Annotated in this window: 22 protein-coding genes, 2 tRNA genes and 1 riboswitch; of the genes, 9 read left to right on the top strand and 15 right to left on the bottom strand. The window is 55.9% G+C overall.

Annotated features, from left to right (window positions below):
• Positions 1–98: 98 nt before the first annotated feature.
• The 11 genes from FFI90_RS06365 to FFI90_RS06415 all read right to left on the bottom strand — a co-directional run bounded on the left by FFI90_RS06365 (position 99) and on the right by FFI90_RS06415 (position 11,756).
• The gene (locus tag FFI90_RS06365; RefSeq protein WP_144777028.1) at positions 99–1,004 is read right to left on the bottom strand and encodes an ROK family protein; all 906 of its coding nucleotides are present in this window, start codon (positions 1,002–1,004) and stop codon (positions 99–101) included.
• A 17-nt stretch (positions 1,005–1,021) separates the two neighbouring features.
• The gene (locus FFI90_RS06370; RefSeq protein ID WP_144777029.1) at positions 1,022–1,543 is read right to left on the bottom strand and encodes a shikimate kinase; all 522 of its coding nucleotides are present in this window, start codon (positions 1,541–1,543) and stop codon (positions 1,022–1,024) included.
• A 34-nt stretch (positions 1,544–1,577) separates the two neighbouring features.
• Entirely contained in the window at positions 1,578–2,801 is a 1,224-nt protein-coding gene (gene sstT, locus FFI90_RS06375) for a serine/threonine transporter SstT (RefSeq protein ID WP_144777030.1), read from the bottom strand.
• 181 nt (positions 2,802–2,982) lie between these two features.
• Entirely contained in the window at positions 2,983–4,284 is a 1,302-nt protein-coding gene (fahA, locus tag FFI90_RS06380; protein WP_144777031.1) for a fumarylacetoacetase, read from the bottom strand.
• 3 nt (positions 4,285–4,287) lie between these two features.
• On the bottom strand, positions 4,288–5,592 hold the full coding sequence (hmgA, locus tag FFI90_RS06385) for a homogentisate 1,2-dioxygenase (RefSeq protein ID WP_144777032.1): 1,305 nt from the start codon (positions 5,590–5,592) through the stop codon (positions 4,288–4,290).
• A gap of 45 nt (positions 5,593–5,637) precedes the next feature.
• Positions 5,638–6,714 carry a 4-hydroxyphenylpyruvate dioxygenase gene (gene hppD, locus FFI90_RS06390; protein ID WP_144777033.1) on the bottom strand — a complete coding sequence of 359 codons (1,077 nt, stop codon included), beginning with the start codon at positions 6,712–6,714 and terminating at the stop codon, positions 5,638–5,640.
• Between the two features lie 20 nt (positions 6,715–6,734).
• Positions 6,735–7,367, bottom strand: coding sequence for a maleylacetoacetate isomerase (maiA, locus tag FFI90_RS06395; RefSeq protein ID WP_144777034.1), 633 nt, complete (start codon positions 7,365–7,367; stop codon positions 6,735–6,737).
• A 282-nt stretch (positions 7,368–7,649) separates the two neighbouring features.
• Positions 7,650–7,723 (bottom strand) — tRNA-Cys (locus FFI90_RS06400).
• Positions 7,724–7,787: 64 nt separating this feature from the next.
• Positions 7,788–7,863, bottom strand: a tRNA-Gly gene (locus tag FFI90_RS06405).
• Between the two features lie 111 nt (positions 7,864–7,974).
• Positions 7,975–10,626 carry an AAA family ATPase gene (locus FFI90_RS06410; RefSeq protein ID WP_144777035.1) on the bottom strand — a complete coding sequence of 884 codons (2,652 nt, stop codon included), beginning with the start codon at positions 10,624–10,626 and terminating at the stop codon, positions 7,975–7,977.
• Positions 10,623–11,756: a metallophosphoesterase family protein gene (locus tag FFI90_RS06415; RefSeq protein WP_144777036.1), complete on the bottom strand. Its 1,134-nt coding sequence runs from the start codon at positions 11,754–11,756 to the stop codon at positions 10,623–10,625. The genes FFI90_RS06410 and FFI90_RS06415 overlap by 4 nt, the downstream gene beginning before the upstream one ends.
• A gap of 52 nt (positions 11,757–11,808) precedes the next feature.
• A riboswitch (TPP riboswitch) is annotated at positions 11,809–11,906 on the top strand.
• Positions 11,907–11,937: 31 nt separating this feature from the next.
• Here FFI90_RS06415 and thiB point away from each other — a divergent pair.
• Genes thiB through FFI90_RS06450 form a run of 7 tightly spaced genes read left to right on the top strand, consistent with a single transcriptional unit; the run spans position 11,938 to position 18,939 of the window.
• Positions 11,938–12,978, top strand: a complete 1,041-nt coding sequence (gene thiB / locus FFI90_RS06420) for a thiamine ABC transporter substrate binding subunit (protein WP_246123371.1) — start codon at positions 11,938–11,940, stop codon at positions 12,976–12,978.
• Positions 12,979–12,984: 6 nt separating this feature from the next.
• A complete protein-coding gene (thiP, locus tag FFI90_RS06425; RefSeq protein ID WP_246123372.1) occupies positions 12,985–14,676 on the top strand; it encodes a thiamine/thiamine pyrophosphate ABC transporter permease in 1,692 nt (563 codons plus the stop codon).
• Positions 14,669–15,283: an ATP-binding cassette domain-containing protein gene (locus FFI90_RS06430; RefSeq protein ID WP_144777037.1), complete on the top strand. Its 615-nt coding sequence runs from the start codon at positions 14,669–14,671 to the stop codon at positions 15,281–15,283. Before thiP ends, FFI90_RS06430 begins: the two co-directional genes overlap by 8 nt.
• A 36-nt stretch (positions 15,284–15,319) precedes the next feature.
• On the top strand, positions 15,320–16,498 hold the full coding sequence (locus FFI90_RS06435; RefSeq protein WP_425463088.1) for an ABC transporter permease: 1,179 nt from the start codon (positions 15,320–15,322) through the stop codon (positions 16,496–16,498).
• A 3-nt stretch (positions 16,499–16,501) separates the two neighbouring features.
• Positions 16,502–17,329: an ABC transporter ATP-binding protein gene (locus FFI90_RS06440; protein ID WP_144777038.1), complete on the top strand. Its 828-nt coding sequence runs from the start codon at positions 16,502–16,504 to the stop codon at positions 17,327–17,329.
• A 6-nt stretch (positions 17,330–17,335) separates the two neighbouring features.
• Positions 17,336–18,274 (top strand): MlaD family protein, encoded by a 939-nt coding sequence (locus FFI90_RS06445; protein ID WP_144777039.1) that lies wholly within the window; start codon positions 17,336–17,338, stop codon positions 18,272–18,274.
• Positions 18,271–18,939, top strand: coding sequence for an ABC-type transport auxiliary lipoprotein family protein (locus FFI90_RS06450; RefSeq protein WP_246123374.1), 669 nt, complete (start codon positions 18,271–18,273; stop codon positions 18,937–18,939). Before FFI90_RS06445 ends, FFI90_RS06450 begins: the two co-directional genes overlap by 4 nt.
• Here FFI90_RS06450 and pgsA read toward each other — a convergent pair.
• The 4 genes from pgsA to FFI90_RS06470 form a co-directional block, all read right to left on the bottom strand.
• Positions 18,894–19,445, bottom strand: coding sequence for a CDP-diacylglycerol--glycerol-3-phosphate 3-phosphatidyltransferase (pgsA, locus tag FFI90_RS06455; RefSeq protein WP_144777040.1), 552 nt, complete (start codon positions 19,443–19,445; stop codon positions 18,894–18,896). The genes FFI90_RS06450 and pgsA overlap by 46 nt on opposite strands.
• 7 nt (positions 19,446–19,452) lie before the next feature.
• The gene (gene uvrC, locus FFI90_RS06460) at positions 19,453–21,315 is read right to left on the bottom strand and encodes an excinuclease ABC subunit UvrC (RefSeq protein ID WP_144777041.1); all 1,863 of its coding nucleotides are present in this window, start codon (positions 21,313–21,315) and stop codon (positions 19,453–19,455) included.
• Entirely contained in the window at positions 21,299–21,958 is a 660-nt protein-coding gene (gene uvrY, locus FFI90_RS06465) for a UvrY/SirA/GacA family response regulator transcription factor (RefSeq protein WP_144777042.1), read from the bottom strand. The genes uvrC and uvrY overlap by 17 nt, the downstream gene beginning before the upstream one ends.
• Positions 21,959–22,057: 99 nt before the next feature.
• Positions 22,058–22,309 (bottom strand): YheU family protein, encoded by a 252-nt coding sequence (locus FFI90_RS06470; RefSeq protein WP_144777043.1) that lies wholly within the window; start codon positions 22,307–22,309, stop codon positions 22,058–22,060.
• Positions 22,310–22,428: 119 nt separating this feature from the next.
• Between FFI90_RS06470 and FFI90_RS06475 the strand changes: the two genes are divergently transcribed.
• A complete protein-coding gene (locus FFI90_RS06475) occupies positions 22,429–23,133 on the top strand; it encodes an AzlC family ABC transporter permease (RefSeq protein ID WP_144777257.1) in 705 nt (234 codons plus the stop codon).
• A complete protein-coding gene (locus FFI90_RS06480; RefSeq protein WP_144777044.1) occupies positions 23,126–23,476 on the top strand; it encodes a branched-chain amino acid transporter permease in 351 nt (116 codons plus the stop codon). The genes FFI90_RS06475 and FFI90_RS06480 overlap by 8 nt, the downstream gene beginning before the upstream one ends.
• Positions 23,477–23,478 lie beyond the last annotated feature (2 nt).

Genomic DNA, 23,478 nt, shown 5'->3' on the forward strand with positions numbered 1-23,478 from the left:
CGCGCCCGGTCAAGGCCAGGCAAAGTTTGGTCACTAGGATAAACCACCGATCGAGGATTATCTCCCCGCGACCACAACCGGCACGCCAGATAGTGAACCTAGAGAGATAACCATGCAGCGCCACGCGCGCCGCTGGAATCTCCATGGAGGGCCTTTACCACAGGCGTTGCACACTCCCCACCAAACACGTACTTCGCCAACCTCGCCGGCACTTCACGATAGATTTGTTCGGTATTACTCATACCGCCACCCAGCACAATGATGTCCGGGTCCAGAAGATTGATAACAGTTGCCAAGCCACGGGCGAGATGTTCTAGATACTGATCAAGAGTTTCAGCCGCTTCTTTATCACCATTCAAAGCAGTTTCGGCGATGTCGCGGCTGAGCAGTTCCTGACCAGTCAGCAGGTTGTGCGTTAGTGACAGGCCGGTTCCAGACAGGAAGGTTTCGTTGCATCCGTGGCGGCCACAGAAGCAAGGGCGACGCTCCAGCTCAGCCTGTGGGGTCCAGGCTAACGGATTGTGGCCCCACTCCCCCGCAACGCCGTTAGGGCCGGTTAGAACCCGCGCACCGACACTTATGCCAGCTCCGCAGCCGGTACCCAGTATAGCTGCGAATACCAGGTTGTGGTTTCTGCCGGCTCCATCCGTGGCCTCAGAAAGCGCCAGGCAATTGGCATCGTTGGTGAGGGTTACCGGCCTTTGCAGCAGAGTGCACAAACCCTCCTGCATAGCTTGCCCGTTAAGCCAGGTGGAGTTGCCATTTTTGACTTTTCCGGTGATGCCCGAAACGCTGCCGGGTATTCCGATACCCACAGGCAAGCCACTGACACCTGCCTTTAGTTCTGCAGCCTGCACCAGTGACTGAATGGTGTTAAGGGTAGCGTGGTAGTCGACAGGCGTAGATACCCTTCTTCTGAAGTGCTCGTTACTCTGCCGGTCCATCAGGATGACTTCGGTTTTAGTGCCACCCAGATCGATACCGATAAGCCAATCTTTTCGCATGGCGCATTATTCCTTGCTTAATGTGCATGATATGCACTCAGCCGCTCTATCAGTACCTCACACACCCGCTCCTGGCTCAGAGCATCTCCCTGAATCGTGATATCAGCATAGCGGGAATACAATGCTGAGCGCTCTTCATATAACTCTATGAGTGATTGCTCGGGCCGCTTCGAAATGCCCCTCAGGCTGTAATCACCGATCCGTGACGCCACGGTATCCAATGAGATATCCAGAAATATGACGATACCCCCCATTTTGAGGTGCGTCATGGCTGCATCGCTGTAAACGGCACTTCCACCTGTGCTGAGGACGTGTTTCTCCACGTTCAGCTGCAGTAATACCTCCTCCTCGACCAGTCGTAGGGCAAGGTACCCCCGCTGGTTAACAATATCCTGAAGCGTACAGCCGGCTTTTTGCTGAATCAGCAAATCCGTGTCAATAAAACCAAGCCCGAGTCGCTTGGCGACCAACACACCCACGGTACTTTTTCCGCTGCCCGGCATACCGACAAATATGAGGTTTCGGGAATCTGATAGCATCTCATTCATCCTTATCGACCATGGCGCCCATCGCTCAGCCCTGTCTTGCGTCGGCCCGATGACAGGCCGCGGCGGTGAACAATACGTCGGTAGAGGAATTCAGGGCCGTCTCGGCAGAATCCTGAACCACGCTGATGACGAAGCCGATAGCAACCGCCTGCATGGCCACTTCCGTTGGTATCCCGAACAGGCTTGTTGCCAGAGGAATCAGAAGCAAGGAACCGCCGGCGACACCGGAAACGCCGCAAGCCGCCAGAGCCGAGACCACACAAAGCAACAGCGCGGTACCAAAATCCACAGGGATGCCAAGAGTGTGGGCGGTAGCCAAAGTGATCACGGAAATAGTAATAGCGGCACCGGCCATATTGACGGTCGCACCCAGAGGTATAGAAATTGAGTAGGTGTCAGAATCCAGGTTCAAGCGCTCAGACAGCGCAAGATTGACGGGGATATTGGCTGCCGAGCTGCGTGTAAAGAAGGCCGTAATGGCACTACCCCGCAGGCATTCGAACACCAGTGGATACGGGTTTCGGCGAATCTGCCAGAATACGATCAACGGATTGGTTACCAGCGCGACGAAAAGCATACAGCCGACAATAACGCCAAGCAGCTGGCCGTAGCCAAGCAGAGCACCTATGCCCGACTCCGCCAACGTATTGGCAACCAGCCCGAAAATACCCAAAGGTGCAAGACGAATAACACCACGAACGATTCCGGAAATGGCCTCTGACAGGTCCTCGAGACCTTGGCGCGTCGTGTCGCTAGCGGTGCGCAACATAAAGCCGAGGCCAACCGCCCACACCAATATGGCAATGAAATTGGCTTCCAGAAGCGCTTTGACGGGATTGTTTACAGCACTGAGCACCAGGTTATTCAGAATTTCGCCGATATTCGAAGGCGGATTACCGCTTACACCGCTCAAGTCCAGAGAGAGTTCAGTAGGAATCAGAAAGCTGGCGATCACTGCGACCACCGCAGCCGCAAGTGTTCCTACTATATAGAGAAGCAGCACGCCGCGGATGTGCGTGGGCTGCCCCTGCTTGTGACCTGCGATGGCTGCAGCCACCAACACGAAAACCAACACCGGCGCCACGGCTTTCAGTGCTTTCACGAAAAGCTGCCCGAGCAAACCCACCGAGTTCGCGGCCTCTGGGGATATAATGACCAGAAGCACACCAGCGACAATGCCCAGGACAATTTGAGCAACAAGCCCCAGCCGCATTAGAGGTCGAAAAACGGTGCTCAATGCAGAAAACATGAAAACCTCACGTTGCAGTTATAAGGAAATGGATGATGCGGTGGGCACATAGAGAAGTCGTAGACGTGGCGGGCCCAGATGCAGTACGCATCTGGCGCGCTATGATAACGCAAAGTTGCAAGCTGTAAATAACGTCGGGCTCATTAATTCCGGGATGTAAGCGATGATGTTCTGACACTGACTAGTACGCGGGCTGCACCCTACCTCGGCATTCTCCAAACCCAATGGTCGGATAGCCGTCACGCCGACAGCGCGCCCGCAGAATGACTTCATCGCCATCCTCCAGAAAAGTGCGCTGCTCGCCGCTGACCAAGGTAAGCGGCTGCTTGCCCCCGGCCGTACTTTCCAGCAGGCTGCCGACCGCATCGGGATTCTGACCCGACAGGGTTCCGGAACCGAACAGGTCGCCGGGTTGCAGCTTGCAGCCGCCGACACTGTGATGCGCAATCATCTGGGCCACCGTCCAGTACATATTCAGCGTATTGCTCAACGCGAGCCGTTGGGGTGGCGAGCCCTGTTCGCGCATGACTTCACTGAGCAGCAACACCTCAAGTTCGATGTCGAAGGCGCCAGCCGCCTGGTCATCATCGTCAAGCAGGTAAGGCAGTGGCTGTGGATCACCGTCTGGGCGCACAGGCTGGGCTTTGCGGAATGGCTCCAGCGCTTCTGGCGTGACTACCCATGGGGAAACGCTGCTGGCAAAGTTCTTTGCCAGGAAAGGGCCGAGGGGCTGGTATTCCCAGGCCTGGACGTCACGGGCCGACCAGTCGTTCAGCAAACAGAAACCCGCCACATGGTTGCTGGCCTCACCAATAGCGATGGGCTCACCCATATTATTGCCCGGCCCAAGCCATATACCCAGTTCCAGCTCGTAATCCAGTCGTTTACTGGGGCCGAAGCTGGGGGTCTCCTGGCCCGCTGGCAGGGTCTGGCCGTTGGGCCGGCGCACGGATGTTCCGGAGATGCAGATCGTCGAGGAGCGACCGTGGTAACCAATAGGCACGTGCTTGTAATTAGGCAGCAAGGGGTTGTCCGGACGGAACAGTTTTCCGATGTTCCGGGCGTGATGAATGCCGACGTAAAAGTCGGTGTAGTCGCCTACGTGTGCCGGCAGATGTAATTCACAGTGGCTCATCGGCACCAGTAACGCCTCGCCGAGCGCCCGCATGGTCGCTTGCTGCTCGCTGTACTCATCCAGCAACTGCAACAGTGCTGTTCGCAAGGCTTTCCGGCTGGAAGCACCGAGCCCAAAGAAATGGTTTAACTGCTCCCGGCCAGCAGCTTCCGCCGCGACGGCGGCGTCACCTACGAACAAACCCGCCTCCAGGGCGACTTGCAAATCGAGAATCTGGTCACCGATGGCCACGCCGCCCCGTGGCTTTTGACCGGGACGACTGAAAATGCCCAGCGGCAGATTCTGGATGGGAAAGTCGGGATGGCCGTTGGCAGAAGCGATCCAACTCTTGTGCGGCTGCGTTGTCATTGTTCAGAGACTCCCTTGGTCGAACGTTTTACTCATGCCTGCCCAACAGGCGTCGTAGTCTTGTTGTCGTTGCGGGCATTCGAGCGCATGGCGACTGGCGCGCAAGACGCTGCCGGTTTCAAACATAAACGCCATGCTCTGATCGGTCTTGAGCGGGTCCAGGTCGGCGGCGATGGCTCGTTCGGTGGTGGAGTTGTCCGGGCCGTGGGCGCTCATGCAGTTGTGCAGAGAAACGCCACCGGGCACAAAGCCCTCTGCTTTGGCGTCGTACGTGCCCTCGATCAGACCCATCAACTCGTTCATCCGGTTGCGGTGAAACCAGGGTGGCCGGAAGGTATTCTCCGCCACCATCCAACGCGGTGGAAAGATCACAAAATCGACATTGGCCTGCCCCTGAGCCACACCGGGCGAGGTCAGCACCGTGAAGATGGAAGGGTCCGGGTGGTCGAAACTGACTGTGCCGAGGGTGTTGAAGCGGCGTAGATCGTACTTGTACGGTACATTATTGCCGTGCCAGGCAACGACATCAAAGGGTGAGTGATCGAGCTCCGTGACCCACAGTTCGCCGAGAAATTTCTGCACCAGAACCTCGGGTTGATCACGGTTTTCGTAGTGAGCGACCGGCGCCAGAAAATCCCGCGGGTTGGCCAGCCCGTTGCTGCCAATCGGTCCTAGATCGGGCAACCGCAGGGCGCAGCCGTGGTTCTCACAGATATAGCCGCTGGCCGTGGCATCAAGTAACTCGATGCGGAACTTGAGACCACGGGGCACCACGGCGATTTCCAGCGGTTCGATGGCCAGCACACCGAGCTCGGTGATGATTTTCAAACGGCCCTTTTGTGGCACGATCAGCCATTCGCCGTCGGCGTTGAAGAACGCCCGTGTCATGGACACGTTGGCCTGATACAGGTGCACGCTGACACCGTCGGCCAGCTCGGCTCGAGATGTCGCCGCGATGGTGGTCAAACCAGCCAGGAAGTCAGTGGGTTCGGACGGGACCTCAAAGGGGTTCCAGCGCAGGCGGTTGGGGTTGATGGGGCCCAGTTCCCGGCCCCTGATCTGTTGGGTTAATCGATGGTATTCCGGGTGGGTAGCGGAGGGCTTGATGCGGTACATCCACGTGCGCCGGGATTCGGCACGAGGGACCGTAAACGCCGTACCCGATAGCAATTCCGTATACAGCCCGTAAGCGGCTTTTTGCGGTGAGTTTTGCCCGAGCGGCAATGCGTCAGGCAAGGCTTCCGTGCTGAACTCATTGCCGAATCCAGATTGGTAAACAAGGGCATCGGACGAAGACTGTGATCGCATGTTCACCTCTTTGCGCGCAACGATTGCGCTGAAAGCACTTCAAATTCAGGTCGTTTTCAGCACACCACGGCGAACTTGATCACGCTCGATCGATTCGAACAGTGCCTTGAAGTTCCCCTCCCCGAAACCTTCGTCACCTTTGCGCTGGATGAACTCGAAAAACACCGGCCCCATCAAGGCTTCCGAGAAAATCTGCAGCAACAAACGACAATCGCCGTCTGTCGAACTGCCGTCCAGCAATATGCCGCGAGCCTGAAGTTCATTAACAGGCTCATCGTGTTCGGGCAGTCGCTGATCAAGCATTTCGTAGTAGGTGGCGGGAGGTGGAGTCATAAATCTCATGCCCAGGGCTTTTAACGCATCCCATGTACTCAGCAGATCATCAGTGAGAAAAGCCACATGCTGAATGCCTTCACCGTTGAACTGCATGAGAAACTCTTCGATTTGCCCGGCACCCTGCGGGGATTCCTCATTCAGCGGAATGCGAATCTTGCCGTCCGGCGCGGCCATGGCCTTGGAGGTGAGGCCGGTGTATTCGCCTTTAATATCGAAGTACCGGAACTCCCGGAAATTGAACAGTTTCTCGTAGAAACTCGCCCAATAGGCCATGCGTCCCCGGTACACGTTGTGGGTCAGGTGATCAATTACCTTCAGGCCGGTGCCCTTCGGATTGCGATCAACGCCCTCAATGAACGTGAAATCGATATCGTAGATAGAAGTGCCCTCACCGAAGCGATCAATCAGGTACAGCGGCGCCCCGCCGATACCTTTAATCGCTGGCAGTCGCAATTCCATCGGCCCGGTGGGTATGTCCATCGGCTGGGCTCCCAGCTCCAGGGCGCGGGCATAAGCGGCTTGGGCGTTCTTGACCCGAAAGGCCATGCCGCATGCGGAGGGCCCGTGCTCCGCAGCAAAGTAAGACGCCGCGCTCTTGGGCTCGCTGTTGAGGATCAGGTTGATCTCACCCTGACGATAAAGCGAGGCGTTCTTGGAACGATGATAGGCAATTTTGGTGAACCCCATCATTGCAAAGATGGGCTCCAGAATATTTGGAGTCGGTGACGCGAACTCGATGAATTCGAAACCCATCAGGCCCATAGGGTTATCAAACAGATCAGTCATTGTTTGGCTCCTTCATTTTCTCAAGCGGGCTTGTCCGCTTGAGCATCGGGGTGCGCGCGCCGGAATGCCAAATGCTCAAGAGCCAGGCGCTCAACCCTCGCTATTCTCGGGTAGTGATTAAGATCAATTGCGAAGCGCCGCGCGGCATAGGCTTGCGGCAACAGGTAGACATCCGCCAGCCCAGGCGTACCAAAACAAAAGTCATGATCACCAATGAGCGCCTCGACAGCATCGAAGCCGAGACCAATCCAGTGCCTGATCCAGTTATCTACCTCCGCCTCCGAGAGTTCCATCTGACGCAACCGATTCAGTACCGACACGTTGTGCAATGGGTGGATATCACATCCAATCAGCGCCGCCACACCACGCTGCCTGGCACGCTTCAGGGGGTCCTTTGGTAACAGCGGCACCTGCGGATAACACTCCTCCAGATACTCGATGATCGCCGACGACTGAATCAGTACCTGATTGTTTTCTACTCGCAGAGCCGGTACCCGGCCTTGTGGATTGAGGGTCCGGTATGCAGGCTTGAGCTGCTCGCCACCGTCACCAACGAGATTGACCGGTATGGAACGGTAATCCAGCCCTTTCAACTCCAACGCAATGCGTAAACGATAGGAAGAAGTTGAACGGTAGTAAGTGTAGAGCTCCATCGTGCCTGCCCTGTCTCAGAAGAGCGTTTGTGCGTCACTTAGATGCGGAGAATTTATTCGCAATACTTCAACTTACTATCCAACTTGGGTCCAAATATGGTGTGTGTCAAGTCGCTGAGGTAGTGTCGAAAATGGCAGTGCGGATACAAGAAAGGACCGTTTTCATGCCAACACGGCGCTAAAAAACGCACAGAGGTTCACGAAAAACAGTGCAGTGTTGTTCCAATTGAAAAAGGAACGAACAATAAAAAGGTGTAAGTTGCTGGGATATAAAGATAAAAATGGAGGCGCGGGTCGGAATCGAACCGGCGTACGCGGAGTTGCAGTCCGCTGCATGACCACTCTGCCACCGCGCCTAAAAAGATCGAAGGAATCGAATCTTTGTGCTCTCAGGTTGGCATTGAGAGACTTGGAAGAAATTGGAGCGGGAAACGAGATTCGAACTCGCGACCTCAACCTTGGCAAGGTTGCGCTCTACCAACTGAGCTATTCCCGCTTAAGCTACCGAAGCAATGCCCCGACAACGGATGCGTATTCTACGGATTACGGTTCCTCCGTCAATACCTTTTTTTAAGTTTCTGTTTTACCGGCGGTTTGCGAGTAAATTTTAACCAACACCTCCCTTTAATTTCATTGTTTCGAGATCCCGGGGTTCAACGCCCAGATCGCGCCATTTTTCTGGGTGGCAGGTAAACAGCAGTATCTGATGCCGGGTTGCAGCGTCGAACAGGATGCGCTTCATGCCATCCAGGCGCTCAGCATCGCTGTGCACCAGAGTGTCATCCAGAATGATCAGCGTTGGGCGCCCCGCTTCCTGCAACAGGTCGGCGTATGCCAGGCGGCTGATCAACCCCATTTGCTCTCGCGCTCCAAAGCTCAGTTCTGCCATCTGGCCCAGTTCACTGCCTCGGCTGAACTTTCCGGGCATGAGGTTTTCATCAACTTCCAGGCTAGCCTCGGGAAACAGTACCGTCAGGTAGTGGTCCAGGTGTTTCTGTAGCGGGGCCTGCAGTCGGCGTGTCAGGGCTTGGCGTTTTTCTTTAAGCAGGTTGAGCAGCAGATCCAGCGCCTTGGCCCTGCGGTCCAACTCAAGATACCGGCGGCTAACGTGCTCCAGCCTGGCAACCAGTTCGTTGTGTTGCTCTTCAAGCCCCTCGGCACCCCAGGCCTCAAGCCTTGCCCGGATTTCACTCAGTTCCAGAGCGCGATTTTGCTGAGCCTTTTCCTGATGTTCGGCGGTGGCCCGGTAACGCTCAATATCCTGCTTCAGAAGCTCAGGGCGAGCCTCGCGAATTTGCGCTTCGCGCTCTTTCAGAGAAGACTCAAGCGCTGCACTCTGCTTTTCCGCATTGGCAATATCCCGGGCCAGTTCTTCCATCTGCTGCTGGCGCTCAGCGCTGTTCAGCTCATCCTGCATCCGCTGCCACTCACGGTGGGCCGCCTCGCAAGTATGCCGAGCTTTCTGCAACAGGGTTTCCTGCTCCCGCTGTCTGGACTCCGCTTCCGTTAATCGCGCCTCTGCCTGCTTCAGTTCAGACTCCACCAGGCTCAGGGGCTTATCGCTTCCCTCAATATTAGCTGCGACCGCCGGCATGGCTTCGAGTTCGGCGCTGCGGGCGAGATGCTCGGATTCCACCTCCGCACCCATCGAGTTCAACTGCTCAACGCCGTTCGGGGCCAGGGATTTCAGAACATCATCGAACCGCTGTATCTTTGCCTCAGCATCTTGCAGCCGCCCCAGCTTCAACTCAGCGGCCTCAACGGACTCAACCGCCATAGCGACTAATTGCGGAGACAGGGATTGCTCCAGCCGTTCAAGTTGACGGCGGAGACTTGCCAGGTCATCACCTCCGGGCTGAATGCCAAGGCTACCCAGGCCCGGAATTTCCAGAACACCTGGCTCCAGCAGGAGCTTGTCGCCCTGCCCCTCAATATTCTGCCCACCCAGAACCAGAGCTTTGCCCGGGCTCAGGTTCCAGGTGACACGAGTGGCTACGGTCTGGATTCGAATATTGGCATCATCCAGTTCACGTTGATTCTGCTTAAGTCGGTTTAACTCACCGATATCAATAAGATTTTGCTTTTTTTGTTTTCGGGCACTGTCCAGCGATGCCTGAATAACCTTGGCTTTTTCCTGACTTTGTTTGAGCTTGGCTAACTCCGCTTGCAGCCTCGTGCAGTCCTTCTGCAGGCGCTCCCGTTTATCCCTGAGATGGGCCTGCTGCAGAGCTGCGGTGGCGAGCTGATATTGGCTGCGTGCAGTCTCAACCGCCTTCACCAACCCTGGGCTGGAGAGTTCTTCATGCTCAAGTTGTTTTTTGGCTTTCTCATAGTTTTTCAGGCGCAGCTCGAGCTGTTCGCCCTGATTTTTCCAGTGAGTCTGGCTCTGCTGCAGCAAGGTCAGGTTTTGCCTCAGCTGTTTCAGCGAGTCCATCCCGCGGGCTTGCTGTTCCTGCAGCGCCTCAACGTCCCGGTATTTTATTTCTGCGCGCTGCATTTCGCGCCGGGCTTCCTCCCATGGCCGCTCCCGATTCGCCTGTTCATGCTCCGTCGCCAGAGTGGCCAGTCGGTCTACCTGATCTTTATATTGTTCGACCCGTGTCTGTAGATCAGACTTATGCTGCTGCAGCGTTTCCCGGGTATTCGCAAGATCAAGATACTCGCCCCTTGGTTTCCCGGTCGATGTCAGCAATTCCTTGCGTTGCTGTTCCACTGCCTCAATTATTTCGTCCCCTCCGCTACTGGCGACTTCACCGACGAGGTTGTTCAAAGCGGATTTCAGGTGGCCGCCGGCGTGCAGAACGGCCTTTTCAATATCCTGACCGGTACCCTGCTCAACCCAGAGCAAGCCCGGAATGCCCCAGTGTTCTTCTTTGCTGGCACCCTTTTTCGGGAACTGATAACCCAATAATTCCGCAAGTTTCTCTTCGGCTTCTTCGCCACTGAAGGCGGTGCTGTCTACCAGAAGATCGCAGCGGTGGCGCTTGAGGAAGCGCTTGTCCAATTGCCAACGCTGCCCTTTATGTTCAAACAAAAGCTCAACGGTAGGCGCGGCTGATGAGTCCCCCCACGGCGCCAGATCTTCAGCAGATTTGGACCTGTAACGTTCGAAAAACGCTGCGCGAATGGCGCGCACCAGCGTGCTTTTACCGGATTCATTGGGGCCGTGTATCAGGTTGATCCCGGGCTGCAAGTTGCCTAGTTCCAGTCCGTGCCTGAACTGGCGGAACTGCTCAACTCGTAAGCGCTGAAGCTTCACTTGGCCACCTCCGGGTCCTTCGGCTTGAGCAAGCTGGCCAGAATCGCCAGAGCATCCCGTGCAACCTCAGCACCATCACCTTCATCGCTCGCCCGTTGGCTCTCCCGCAACTCCTGAACCACGTCTCCGAGGTAGCCGTCGGCATGCAGAGCGGCAATATCCTCGTCCGTTGGCTCCAATTGCAGCCCGGAACGGTCGCAGGTAACGCTGCGATAGCGCGCCTCCGCAATGGACAGCGCATCCGCCAGTTTTTGATCGCCAACGAGTGTGAGCGTGCCGTCCAGCTTTACATCCAGCACCGAAGCCTCAGGCAACTGGCTCATGCGATTCAGCAACTCATCCAGATCAGAAGGCACAGACAAGCTCACCCGCCACTGGTGCCATTGATAGCGTGCGGTTTCATATCGAGTAACCTTTGGCGTAGCGCCCGGTTCTTCGATACCAACAATCAACACGTACCCCGCATCGTTATTGCGAAACCGCTCTGGCTCCGGCGTGCCGCTGTACCAGGTACGCTCGTTAATCTCGCGCACGCCATGCCAGTCACCCAGGGCCAGATAATCCAGTTTTGCGGTTTGTGTTCGATCCGGGGCGATGGGGTTTGTGGAGTCAATATCGTCAGGCAGCACGCCTTGCACGCTGCCGTGGGCCAGGCCAATGCGCAACAGCCCGGGGGGCGTTTCTGTCGTGTCGAAGGGCTGGGTCAGATCGCCGTATGTATGGCGCTGTGTCAGGGGCGCTGCCAACACTGCGATGCCCTGCTCCGGTAATTGCGTAACACCGGATTCAAGTGCCAGATGAACGTTAGCCGGCACCGCGCCTAGCCGTTTTGCCCGCGTCCAGACACTTTCTGCGAGCGCCGCGTCGTGGTTGCCGGGCAACATTACCCAGGGGCCTTCAAAGCCACGGGTGGCATTGAATACTCGCCGGATAGTGCGATCAGAAACTGTCTGGGCATCAAACACATCACCTGCAACCAGCACGGCATCACACTGGTGCTCGGTTGCCAGCGCCGCCAATCGTTCGATGGCCTCGTAACGGGCTTCCACCAATGCGGCGCTGTCTTCGGTGTCAAACCGGCTGTAGGTTCGGCCCATTTGCCAGTCTGCTGTATGTAAAAACTTTGGCACCTGCGTTCTCCCTGCTTCTTACCATTGCCAATCGCCAGCATGGTACACTTTATTCAACTCAACGGGGTGCCGGGCAAATGCCGGGCTGAGACCATACCCGCGGAACCTGATCCGGATTATGCCGGCGAAGGGATTGAGCACTCACCGGCTTTGGTGGGGCCCGCGGCACGGTTGCCTCTGAATGGCCACCCTGACCTGCTGCGGAGGTTACATCATCATGCTCATCCGAGCGTTTACATTGCTCCTGCTCACCTTGCTCGCTGTCTCTGCTAACGCTGAGAAGGTATCAACTCTCACGATTTATACCCACCCTTCATTTGCCGCAGAATGGGGCCCCGGGCCTGCTGTAAAGGACGCCTTCGAACAGACCTGTAACTGCCAGATCAACTATGTGGTCCTCGACAGTGGTGGTGACATTCTCCAGCGCCTGCGCCTTGAGGGCAAAAGCTCCGAGGCTGACCTGGTGCTTGGGCTGGACACTGGCACCATGGAAACGACGCGGCAGACCGGCTTGCTTGCCAGCCATAAAACGGATTTGTCAGCCCTGAATCTGCCGGTGGACTGGCAAGACCCAGTGTTTGTACCTTACGACTGGGGCTACTTTGCGTTTGTTTACGACACCGAACAACTCCCGGAACCTCCAAAGAGTCTGGAAGCGCTGATTGCCGCACCTGATAGTCTTAAAATCATTATCCAGGATCCCAGAACCAGCACGCCAGGGCTTGGGCTTTTGCTGTGGATGCGCCAAGTATACGGCGATCAGGCTCCGGAAAAATGGCAGCAACTGAAGGGCAAGATTCTCACAACAACCAAAAGCTGGAGCGACGGCTATTTTTCGCTGTTCATGAATGGCGAGGCACCGATGATTCTCTCTTACAGCACCTCTCCTGCGTACCACATGGCGGTGGACAAAACCGACCGCTACCAGGCCGCGGAGTTCGAAGAAGGCCACTACCTGCAGGTTGAAGTAGCCGCCCTGGTGAAATCATCCGATCAAAAAGAGCTTGGTCAGGCCTTTCTCGATTTTATGTTGAGCGCAGACTTTCAGCGCCACATTCCTCTGAAAAACGTCATGTACCCCGCCACGGATTTGGGCGACGAGTTACCCGCAGTGTTCGATAAGCTGATTCAGCCGGCAGAGGCACTCTATTTTGACCCGAAAATGGTGACCGATAACCGCCGGCAATGGCTGAATGAATGGCTGGATGCCATGACACGGTAAACCAGCGTGAACGATGCCATGAACCTTCAACCCTCCGCACCTTTCAGCCGACCTGGATGGCGCCTGTGGCCGGGGCTGGCCATTGCCGGTGCGCTGGTGGTGCTGGCGATGGCAGGGCTGGGCGCGCTGGTCTGGGAAGCTTCACTGCCGGATATGAATGAACTCTGGCGCAGCCGTTATCTTCGTACGGTTGTTGCCTTTACGGTCTGGCAGGCATTTCTTTCTGTTGTGCTCAGCCTGCTTGTGGCCATTCCTGTCGCCAGAATTCTGGCAAGGCAATCCGGCTTTCCGGGCCGCGTTGTTTTGCTACGTTTGATGGAACTCAGCCTCGTGCTCCCCTCAATTGTGGCGGTATCCGGTCTCGTCAGCGTTTATGGCCGCCAAGGCTGGCTCACGGGCTTTGCCAATGACTGGCTGGGCGCATCCTGGAACCTTTACGGCATCAACGGCATTGTTCTGGCTCACGTGTTTTTCAACGCGCCCTTGGCTGCACGGATTCTGCTGCAAGCGATTGAGAGCGCACCGACATCGCAACTGCGGATTGCCGCGCAACTCGGGCTTGGCCGCTGGTGGTACTGGCGTGCTGTAGAATGGCCGGCCGTCAAACCGATCATGCCCGGCCTTGCCGCTCTGGTTTTCACCCTGTGCTTTACCAGCTTTGCCATCGTGATGACCCTCGGCGGAGGGCCGGCAGCCACGACCATTGAGGTCGCCATCTACCAGTCACTGCGCTTCGAATTTGATGCTGGCCAGGCCGCTCTTCTTGCCATGGTTCAGCTGGCTATTTGTGGCTTTCTCTGGTGGCTGGCAGCCCGCGATGGGCTCACTGCATCGCTACTTCCGGACAGACAGGTTGCTTCACATCGTAGCAAAGCCGGCAGCTCATTCTGGGCGCGCTCAGGAGATGCAGCAGCCCTGGGATTGTTTGTGCTGTTTCTGGTGACGCCGCTGATTGCCATTTTGCTTCGGGGACTGCCTGGCATAGGTTCGGCATTTTTCCCGGAAGGTTCGTTCTCTGTAAATCCCGCCTTACTCGATGCCACCCTGAGAAGCCTGGCAATCGCTCTACCCGCCGGGCTTATGTCCGTGAGCGCTTCGCTCCTGATTCTGGCATGCGGAACCGCAGCGTCCCAGCCGGCCATTACCCGGCTTACAAATGTTGCGGCCTATCTGCCACTGATGGTTCCCCCGCTGGTTCTCGGCACCGGTCTGTTCCTTCTGTTCAGGCCAAACCTTGGCAACTCCAGTGAAGGGCTTATTCTGGTTACGCTGATCAACGCCATGATGGCTCTGCCTTTTGTGTTGCAGATGCTCAGAGGGCCCATGGGTAATCTGGATTCAGCCAGCCGCCAGCAAGCTGACCAGCTTGGCGTACTGGGCTGGTATCGCTGGCGCTGGCTTCACTGGCCGCGCATGCGACGGCCACTGGCACTGGCAATGGCCTATGGCACAGGTTTATCGCTGGGAGACTTCGGTGTTATCGCCCTGTTTGGAAGCCTTGGCCAACCCACCCTTCCGGTGCTGCTTTACCAGCAACTGGGCAGCTACCGAATTGATGCCGCGGCCGCAACCGGGTTGTGGCTTGTACTGCTTCTGCTGATGCTGTTCAGCCTGTTCAACCGGCTGGGTTCTCCCCTGTTCAATGCCGGCTTGGCGTCCAAATCATCCCGCACTGTTCCGGAGCCTGAACATGCTTGAGGTAAAAAACCTGGTTTTCGCCTATCCCGACCAGAAGGCTCCCTGGAATTTTCAATTCTCTGTGGCGCCGGGGCAGTGCATCGCCATTCATGGCGCCAGCGGGTCCGGCAAATCCACCCTTATGAATCTGCTGGCCGGTTTTCTGGAGCCGCAATCCGGCGATATTCTTTGGCAAGGCAAAAGCCTGCGCCACCGCCCCCCATGGCACCGGCCAATGACCAGTGTGTTCCAGGAGCACAATCTGTTCGAACATCTGAGTGTGGAAGCCAATATAGGGCTCGGTATTCACCCAGGCCTTAAACTCACCCAGGAGGATCAGCTGGCCATTGAACGCGGGCTGCAAAGTGTAGGCCTGGGCGGCTTTGGCAAGCGAATCCCCGGTGACCTTTCTGGTGGCCAACGCCAGCGTGTTGCGCTATTGCGCACGATTTTACGGCAACAGCCGATGATGCTGCTGGATGAGCCACTTACCGGGCTCGACAGTGATACCCGGGATCTTCTCCGGCAACTCTTGTTGGAACAAAAAGCCTTGGGCTCACTCATTGTTCTGGCCAGTCATGATGACGAAGACCGCCAGGTATTGGCAGATAGCATTTGTAGACTCTAAGCTAGTAAGCTAATAAACCAATCAACCTTTGGAATTCTGACACCCGTGCCCATAAGTGCCAGTTCCCCGGATAATGAAAATTCATCGCAAAGCCGTCGCGAAGAGGGGGCTCTGACAGGCGAGAACCACCACCTGGCAATTCGGGGCGACTGGACGCTGGCCGACTATCAAACGCTTAAACAGAAGGTGCTGGAATATTCTGGCCAACAATGGAATACCGAAGACATCAACCTCAAAGAACTGGGACGGGTTGATACGGCAGGCGCCTCACTTCTGGTTGCACTGCTTGGCCCGAAAACCCTTAGCGCGCTGACAAAGCAGGGCGGCACCCTGCCCCAAGAGCAAAGCGCACTGCTCCAGGCGGTGGCTGACGCTCTCCATGATAAACCGCCACCCGAACCCGAAGGCCTGGCACCAATCTCGCAATTCCTTACCGAAACCGGCAAAACGGTAGAGGCCATCTGGCACCTGATCTATCTGTTATCAGGATTCGTTGGTCAGATTCTCGCAACCCTGTTCGCGGTGCTGCCAAGACCCAAGCGGTGGCGTGTCACGGCGTTTGTAGCCGCCATTCAGGATACCGGGCTGAACGCTCTCCCCATAGTCGCCCTCCTCACATTTCTGGTGGGCGCCGTGGTGGCATTTCTTGGAGCTACAGTTCTGAAAGACTTCGGTGCCACCATATACACCGTCAACCTGGTCGCCTTCTCATTTCTTCGGGAGTTCGGCGTTCTGCTCGCTGCGATCCTGCTTGCAGGCCGAACTGCCAGTGCTTTTACTGCACAAATTGGCGCCATGAAGGTCAACGAGGAGCTGGATGCCATCCGCACGCTGGGACTGGATCCGGTTGAGCTGCTGGTCATCCCGAGGGTTCTGGCGATGATGATCAGTTTGCCTATTCTTACCTTTGTGGGAATGCTCGCGGGTTTGGTAGGCGGCGGTATGGTTTGTGCGATTGCGCTGGATATTTCACCGACTCAGTTCATGGCGATTATGGAGCGGGATATTGCGCTGAAACATTTCCTCGTAGGCATGTCGAAAGCGCCCATTTTTGCCTTTTTGATTGCCGCCATCGGCTGCCTGGAAGGGTTCAAGGTAGGCGGCAGCGCACAGTCCGTTGGTGTGCACACCACCTCCAGTGTTGTTCAATCCATTTTTGCGGTGATTCTTCTGGATGCCGGTGCTGCACTCTTCTTTATGCAAATGGGCTGGTAAATCATGACGAACGCAACCGCTCAGGGATCCCGCAGCCAGACCGCTTCAGTTATTGAAGTCCGGGGTCTTGATAACCGCTTTGGCAACCATGTCGTCCATGAAAATCTTGATCTCGACCTGTTCAGGAGAGAGATTCTCGGGGTCGTTGGCGGTTCAGGCACCGGTAAATCGGTGTTGCTCAGAAGCATTGTAGGGCTACATAAACCCTCAGAGGGGCGTATACACGTATTCGGCAAAGACCTTGCCGGGTTGAGTACCAAAGAGCGCTCGGATACCGAGCAGCGGTTCGGCGTCCTGTTCCAACGGGGCGCCCTCTTTACATCACTGAATCTACTGCAGAACATTGCATTGCCATTGATTGAACACTGTAGCCTGTCGCGCTCGGATGCAGAAGAACTTGCCCGCATGAAGCTTGCATTAACCGGGTTGCCAGCCGATTCCGCCCGAAAGTATCCGTCGGAACTCTCCGGTGGTATGGTCAAGCGCGCCGCATTGGCACGGGCGTTAGCCATGGACCCGGAAATACTGTTTCTGGATGAGCCAACCGCGGGGCTTGATCCGATTGGCGCAGCCGCTTTTGACAAGCTGATTGTTACACTTCGAGACGCACTGGGGCTGACCGTGTTTCTCGTCACCCACGATCTGGACACACTTTATACAACCTGCGATCGGGTCGCCGTTCTGTCTCAAAAAAGGGTTCTGGTTGCAGACCGGATCGAGAACGTCGCAGCCACAGACGATCCGTGGATCCAGGATTATTTTCAGGGCCCCCGAGGGCGCGCAGCCAGTTACGCATTCCGGGCTCAGGAACAGAGCCGGCTACGGGAGTAAGAGACTATGGAACCGAAAGCACATCATCTGGTCATCGGGGTTTTTACGCTGATTGCGGTGGTGGCAGCACTGTTGTTTGCGCTGTGGCTTGCCAAGTCATCTGCAGACCGCGAGTGGGCCTATTACGAAATCGTTTTTGATCATGCCATTGGAGGGCTGGCCAAGGGCAACCCCGTTCTCTACAGCGGTGTTGAAGTAGGCGATGTACTTGAGCTTCAGCTGGATTTCGACAACCCCGGCAGCGTACGGGTTCTTGTGCGTGTAGAGCAAAGCGTACCGGTGCGCAACGACACCCGTGCAGGGCTTGTGCTGGCCAATATTACCGGCAGCATGAGTGTTCAGTTCAGCGGTGGTAGTAAAGACAGCCCCGTACTCGAAGGCACCCGCGAACAACCAGCGATGATTACCGCAGAGCCTTCGGCGTTCAACAGCCTCCTCACCAACGGCGAAGTGTTATTGACCAAGGCAGAAAAGCTGCTCACCAATGCCAACAATCTGCTTTCCGTGGAAAACACCGAAAACCTGACAGTGATTTTGCAAAACACCCGGGAAGCAAGCGACTCTCTGCTTGGGAGCCGTGAGCAGCTGGTCGCTCTGCTAGAACGCATGGACGAGGCGAGCAAACGCGCAGCAGAAGCTGCAAGCAAGGTTTCCGCCGTATCCGACAATGCCAATGCGCTATTACAGAATGAAGGGAAATCCTTGCTGACGAGCATGGACAAAGCAATGACAACGTTCCAGGAAACGGCAGCGCGAATTGATCATTTAACCCGCGATAACGAAGGCGCTCTGGATTCCGGGCTCCAGGGTATGGGCGAGCTGGCACCGGCTCTGAGAGAGCTGCGCAACACACTCAGAAACCTGAATCAGTTTACCCGTCGCCTGGAAGAAGATCCCACGGGCACCATCTGGGGCGGCCCCACAATCAAGGAGGTACCCCAGTGAACAACGCTACCGCAAAGGCTTTCCGGACTGTGGGTACCGCCTTGGTCGTTACCGGGATAATGACCGCATGCACGGTTTTCCCGACCCCGGAAGCACCAAGGGTGATGGACTTCCCGGCACCTCAGAATGTGGAAAAGAGTGTAACCATCAACCCTCAGAGCTTGAGGGTTGACACACCCCTTGCCACCGAGCCGTTTAACAGCACACGGATTCTGGCTAAGCCTGAACCTTGGGAATTCAGGGTATACGGCGGCGTAAGGTGGCGGGATACAGTGCCGGTTATCCTGAGGGACATGCTTGTAGACGCACTCAGGACAAGCGCAAGCTTTCGTAACGTATCCATGGATACCGGGCCTGGAAATACCGACCTGACACTGGCCTCGGAGATTACAGCTTTCCATACGACCAGCCAAGGCAACAGCACGCGAGTAACCATTGCCATCTACGGGCAACTGATCAATAACCGTTCACGGATGACACTCTGTTCTGACCGCTTTATTATTTTCACGCCTGCGGAAGACAACAGCATCGACTCGATTGTCCAGGCATTCGGCATCGCCGGAGAAAGGCTTGCGGAAGACGTTATTAGCTGGGCAAAGGCTTGTGAAACGAGCCCGGATCAGGCCTCCTCTGGAAACAGATCCGGCCAGGCTGCCTTGAGATAAAGCCCCATCGACCAAAGCGTTAATATGGCGGCGATATACAGCAATCCGACGGCGACGTCTGAAAGAAACTGGCCGGGAGGGAATGCCAGCAAACCCACAATGGAGGCCATCTGCGCCGTGGTTTTGATCTTGCCAATGTAAGACACCGCAACGCTTCCACGGCTGCCGATTTCGGCCATCCATTCCCGCAATGCAGAGATCACAATTTCCCGACCGATAATCACTGTTGCCGGAATGGTAAGCAGGATTGCCGAATACTCCTGAATCAGCAGTGCCAGCGCTACGGCCACCATCAGTTTGTCTGCCACCGGATCGAGAAACGCGCCGAAAGGCGTACTCTGGTCCAGCTTGCGGGCAAGATAGCCATCAAGCCAGTCAGTTACAGCCGCCAGTGCAAAAATCGCCGCGCTGACCATGTAGCTCCAATCCACGGGAAAATAAAACACCGCCACAAAGACCGGAATCATAATGATGCGGGAGAGTGTGAGCAGGTTGGGTAAATTCATACTGTTATTACTCATCATGCAGTGCTGCGTATATGTTTTCAGCCAATGATTTGCTGATGCCCTGAACCTTGGCCATCTCATCAACACTGGCTTTGCGAAGTTCCTGAATGCCACCAAAATACCGGATCAGTTCCCGGCGACGTTTGGGGCCAACGCCTTCAATACCTTCCAGAGTAGACTGGCGGCGTTTCTTGTCGCGCCCTGCTCGGTGCCCGGTAATGGCAAAACGATGGGACTCATCCCTGATGTGCTGAATCAGGTGCAGTGCAGGCGAATCCGCGGGCACACGGAACACGCTCCCCGTCATGGCATCAATCAATTGCTCCATGCCTGCTCGCCGGGTTACGCCCTTGGCCACACCGATCAAGGGAATATCAGAAACCCCAAGTTCATCAAACACTTCCCTGGCAATGCTCAACTGGCCCTTACCACCATCAATGAACACAAGATCCGGGCGTTTGCCCTCACCTGCAACCATGCGGCGGTAGCGACGAGTCAATACCTGACGCATGGCTCCGTAATCGTCCCCGGCTGTAACGCCCTCGATATTGTAAAGCCGGTAATCACTTTTCAGGGGCCCATTCTCATCGAAAACGACACAGGATGCGACGGTATTTTCACCATGGCTGTGACTGATATCAAAACACTCCATCCGGGAAGGCGTCTCCGCCAGCTCCAGCATGTCGCGCAGCGCCAGCAAACGACGATAAACCGTTTCCTTGCTCGCAAGATGGGTAAGCAAGGTTTGCCGGGCGTTGGTCATGGCCAGTTCCAGCCAGCGGCGGCGCTCTCCCCGCACGTTTCCACGTATGCGGGTTTCACGATTTGCTGCATCGGACAACGCCTGGGCAAGCAGCTCCTGACCATCAACATCAACCGGAACGAGCACATCCCTTGGAATCTCACGCCGCGTGTTGCCACCAAAATAATACTGGCCAAGAAAGGCGCTTAAAAGCTCCCCCTCCGATTGCTCCAGGGAGTAGCGGGGGAAGTAATCCTTGGTTCCTAATACGCTGCCACCGCGCACAATGATGACCACAATGCACACCACGCCGGCATCTTGTGCGATGGCAATAACATCGGCATCACCGCCTTCGCCATCTACTGACTGCTGTTCCTGAACGTGACGCAGATGATTAATCTGGTCCCTGCAGGCAGCAGCTTTTTCGAACTCGAGGTTTTTGGCGGCCTCTTCCATGGCATCCATCAGATCACGAATGATTGCCGGGTTTTTGCCTTCCAGAAACATGGTGGCGTGGCGGATATCCTGCTGATAATCCTCGGGCGAAATATACCCCACACAAGGGGCCGTACAGCGGTTGATCTGGTATTGAAGACAGGGTCGCGTACGATTTCTGAAATAGCTTTCACTACAGGATCTTATGCGGAATACTTTTTGTAAAACATTAAGACTTTCTTTAACAGCGCCCGAGCTTGGAAATGGCCCGTACCAGGTTCCCCCTCCCTTTTTCGTGCGTCCACGCCGGAAGGTCAGCGAAGGGTAATCGCTGTGAGAAGAAACGTAGATATAGGGATAGGATTTGTCATCCCGGAGCAGGATGTTGTACGGCGGGCGCAGTGACTTGATCAAGTTTTGCTCAAGCAGAAGCGCTTCCGTTTCGCTGCCGGTGATCGTCACTTCAATAGACGCGATCTTAGCCACCAACGCTTCTGTTTTCGGTGCCAGGCCGGTCTTGCGGAAATAGCTGCTGACCCGCTTCTTCAAGCTTCCGGCTTTGCCGACATACAGCACCGAACCGCTCTCGTCGTACATTCGGTATACGCCGGGCCGCTCAGTCAGCTGTTTCAGGAAGTGTTTACTGTCGAACTCCCCGCTGCTATCGCTCGGGGAATCAGACCTTGTGGGCATCGAGTAACCCAAGTCGCACTGCCATCAGGGCCAACTCAACATCGCTGGAGATTTCCAGCTTTTCGAATATGCGATAGCGGTAGCTGTTCACGGTTTTCGGGCTAAGGCAGAGTTTATCGGAAATATCCTGCACTTTCTGGCAGTCCACCACCATCATGGCTATCTGCATTTCGCGCTCGGACAGGCGATCAAACATCGAGAGCTCGCCTTCTTCATCCTTGTCGCCGCTTAACTGCTTAAGCGCCATTTTCTGGGCAATCTCGGGGCTTATATAGCGCTGCCCTGAGTGTGCCATGCGGATAGCACGAACCATCTCACGGATATCAGCGCCTTTGGTAATATACGCTGTGGCTCCGCTCTGCATTACCCGAGCGGGGTAAGGATCGTCGGCGCAAACGGTTACCACGATCACACGGATCGTGTCGTCGATTCTCAGTATACGCCGTGTGGCTTCCAGGCCACCAATGCCCGGCATCCGAATATCCATTAACACGATATCCGGACGATCTTTGCGCACGAACTCAATAGCGTCTTCACCAGATGAGGACTGGCCGATAACGTCAATATCGGGATCGTCCGCGAGCATCCGGGTTATCCCGGAACGAACCAGCTCATGGTCATCGACAACCAATACCCTGATCAAAAGTCACCTCGCACACCGCGTTCGGAAATCAGCGCGATTGTACCGTTTACAAACGCCCCCGGGTAGGTGCAAACCGAAATAGCCTTCGGGCTTAACGGATCATTCCGGCACACCAAGCCCGGCTGTGTTCTCTACCGGATCAAACCAGACCACGAGATCCCCCTTGCCGATCGCCGCCAACACGCGGCTGCGCTCTGCCAGAGGGTTCTCGGTATCGTTCAGCCCGTGATAACGGGTGCAGTACTCTTCTGCCAACCCGTTCAATTGATCTTCCGTGAGCAACTCTCTGTCTACAATGAATTTTTCCTGGCGGGGATCAGATTGGGGCTGGTGCCCGGTTTCGTCGCTCATAATATCTCCTGTGAAGATCGCCATCTTAGGGACTATGTCGGCGAAGGAGAACCCTTATCCCCTTTCAAAAGCCGAAACGATTCTCTATTATCCGTCGTTTCAAGAAAGTTTGGATGCTAATGAACTCGTCGGTTTTTCGCCTCACACTCCCGATTCTGTTCGGTTACCTGCCGCTCGGCATGGCTTTCGGGGTGCTATTCGCAACCCAGCTGGATTATGCATGGTGGGCTGCTCCACTCATGGGCATTCTAATCTATGCCGGTGCCGGTCAAATCCTCGCGGTCAGTCTGCTGGCAGCGAACGCTGGCTTGCTGGAAGTGTTTATTGCCATGTTCGTGCTGAACGCCCGCCATCTTTTTTACGGCCTGTCATTGCTCGGCCAGTTCCGTGGCGCGGGCTGGCGCAAGCTCTATCTGATTTTCGGCCTGACAGACGAAACTTATTCGCTACTCACAAGCCGGTCACGCTCACAAGACACACTTCATGAGCTCGACGTTGATTTCCGGATCACGGCATTCAATCAGGTTTATTGGGTGGTTGGCTGTACTTTGGGGGCTCTTCTGGGCCGCAACGTGGCATTCGATAGCACAGGAATCGAGTTTGCGCTTGTGGCGCTATTCATCGTACTGACGATAGAACAGCTCAAGGCTCTGGGAGATTCGTTCCCGGTGTGGGCCGGCGCAGCCGCAGCCGGTATCGCCATGATATTGCTACCACCGGCGCATCAACTGATCGGCGCCATCGCAATCGTTACCGCTGTGCTGTTGCTGCAATACCGGAATTTGCGAGCCCGGTCCGGCGCTGAGGGCAACAACCATGTCTGAAACTGGCTACCTTGTTGCTTTCATCAGCGTTGCGGCAATAGCGACGTTTGCGACCAGAATCATACCGTTCCTGTTTTTCGAGCGTCATACCGAGCACCCGCTCATCAAACACCTGGGGCGCTATTTGCCGGCAGCCGTTATGGCTTTACTGGCAACGGTATTTTTACAGCGTTCAGGAGATTGGTCAGCGACAGTGCCGGGGCTGGATACCATTCTGGCGGGCGCGCTAGTCGTGGTTATTCATCTTTGGCGTCGCAATGCCCTGCTCTCCATCGCGGCGGGCACAGCAGCGTATATGCTGATACGTCAAACGGGGATACTGGACTCAGGGCTTGCGGGCTGAGG

The sequence above is a fragment of the Marinobacter maritimus genome (assembly GCF_007671675.1).
Lineage (GTDB): Bacteria > Pseudomonadota > Gammaproteobacteria > Pseudomonadales > Oleiphilaceae > Marinobacter > Marinobacter maritimus.

What these genes read in the sequence shown, in the direction of transcription:
- FFI90_RS06365 (WP_144777028.1), bottom strand. Translation starts at nt 1,004, where the DNA reads ATGCGAAAAGATTGGCTTATCGGTATCGATCTGGGTGGCACTAAAACC.
- FFI90_RS06370 (WP_144777029.1), bottom strand. Translation starts at nt 1,543, where the DNA reads ATGCTATCAGATTCCCGAAACCTCATATTTGTCGGTATGCCGGGCAGC.
- sstT (WP_144777030.1), bottom strand. Translation starts at nt 2,801, where the DNA reads ATGTTTTCTGCATTGAGCACCGTTTTTCGACCTCTAATGCGGCTGGGG.
- fahA (WP_144777031.1), bottom strand. Translation starts at nt 4,284, where the DNA reads ATGACAACGCAGCCGCACAAGAGTTGGATCGCTTCTGCCAACGGCCAT.
- hmgA (WP_144777032.1), bottom strand. Translation starts at nt 5,592, where the DNA reads ATGCGATCACAGTCTTCGTCCGATGCCCTTGTTTACCAATCTGGATTC.
- hppD (WP_144777033.1), bottom strand. Translation starts at nt 6,714, where the DNA reads ATGACTGATCTGTTTGATAACCCTATGGGCCTGATGGGTTTCGAATTC.
- maiA (WP_144777034.1), bottom strand. Translation starts at nt 7,367, where the DNA reads ATGGAGCTCTACACTTACTACCGTTCAACTTCTTCCTATCGTTTACGC.
- thiB (WP_246123371.1), top strand. Translation starts at nt 11,938, where the DNA reads ATGGCCACCCTGACCTGCTGCGGAGGTTACATCATCATGCTCATCCGA.
- FFI90_RS06430 (WP_144777037.1), top strand. Translation starts at nt 14,669, where the DNA reads ATGCTTGAGGTAAAAAACCTGGTTTTCGCCTATCCCGACCAGAAGGCT.
- FFI90_RS06440 (WP_144777038.1), top strand. Translation starts at nt 16,502, where the DNA reads ATGACGAACGCAACCGCTCAGGGATCCCGCAGCCAGACCGCTTCAGTT.
- FFI90_RS06445 (WP_144777039.1), top strand. Translation starts at nt 17,336, where the DNA reads ATGGAACCGAAAGCACATCATCTGGTCATCGGGGTTTTTACGCTGATT.
- pgsA (WP_144777040.1), bottom strand. Translation starts at nt 19,445, where the DNA reads ATGAATTTACCCAACCTGCTCACACTCTCCCGCATCATTATGATTCCG.
- uvrC (WP_144777041.1), bottom strand. Translation starts at nt 21,315, where the DNA reads ATGCCCACAAGGTCTGATTCCCCGAGCGATAGCAGCGGGGAGTTCGAC.
- FFI90_RS06470 (WP_144777043.1), bottom strand. Translation starts at nt 22,309, where the DNA reads ATGAGCGACGAAACCGGGCACCAGCCCCAATCTGATCCCCGCCAGGAA.
- FFI90_RS06475 (WP_144777257.1), top strand. Translation starts at nt 22,429, where the DNA reads ATGAACTCGTCGGTTTTTCGCCTCACACTCCCGATTCTGTTCGGTTAC.
- FFI90_RS06480 (WP_144777044.1), top strand. Translation starts at nt 23,126, where the DNA reads ATGTCTGAAACTGGCTACCTTGTTGCTTTCATCAGCGTTGCGGCAATA.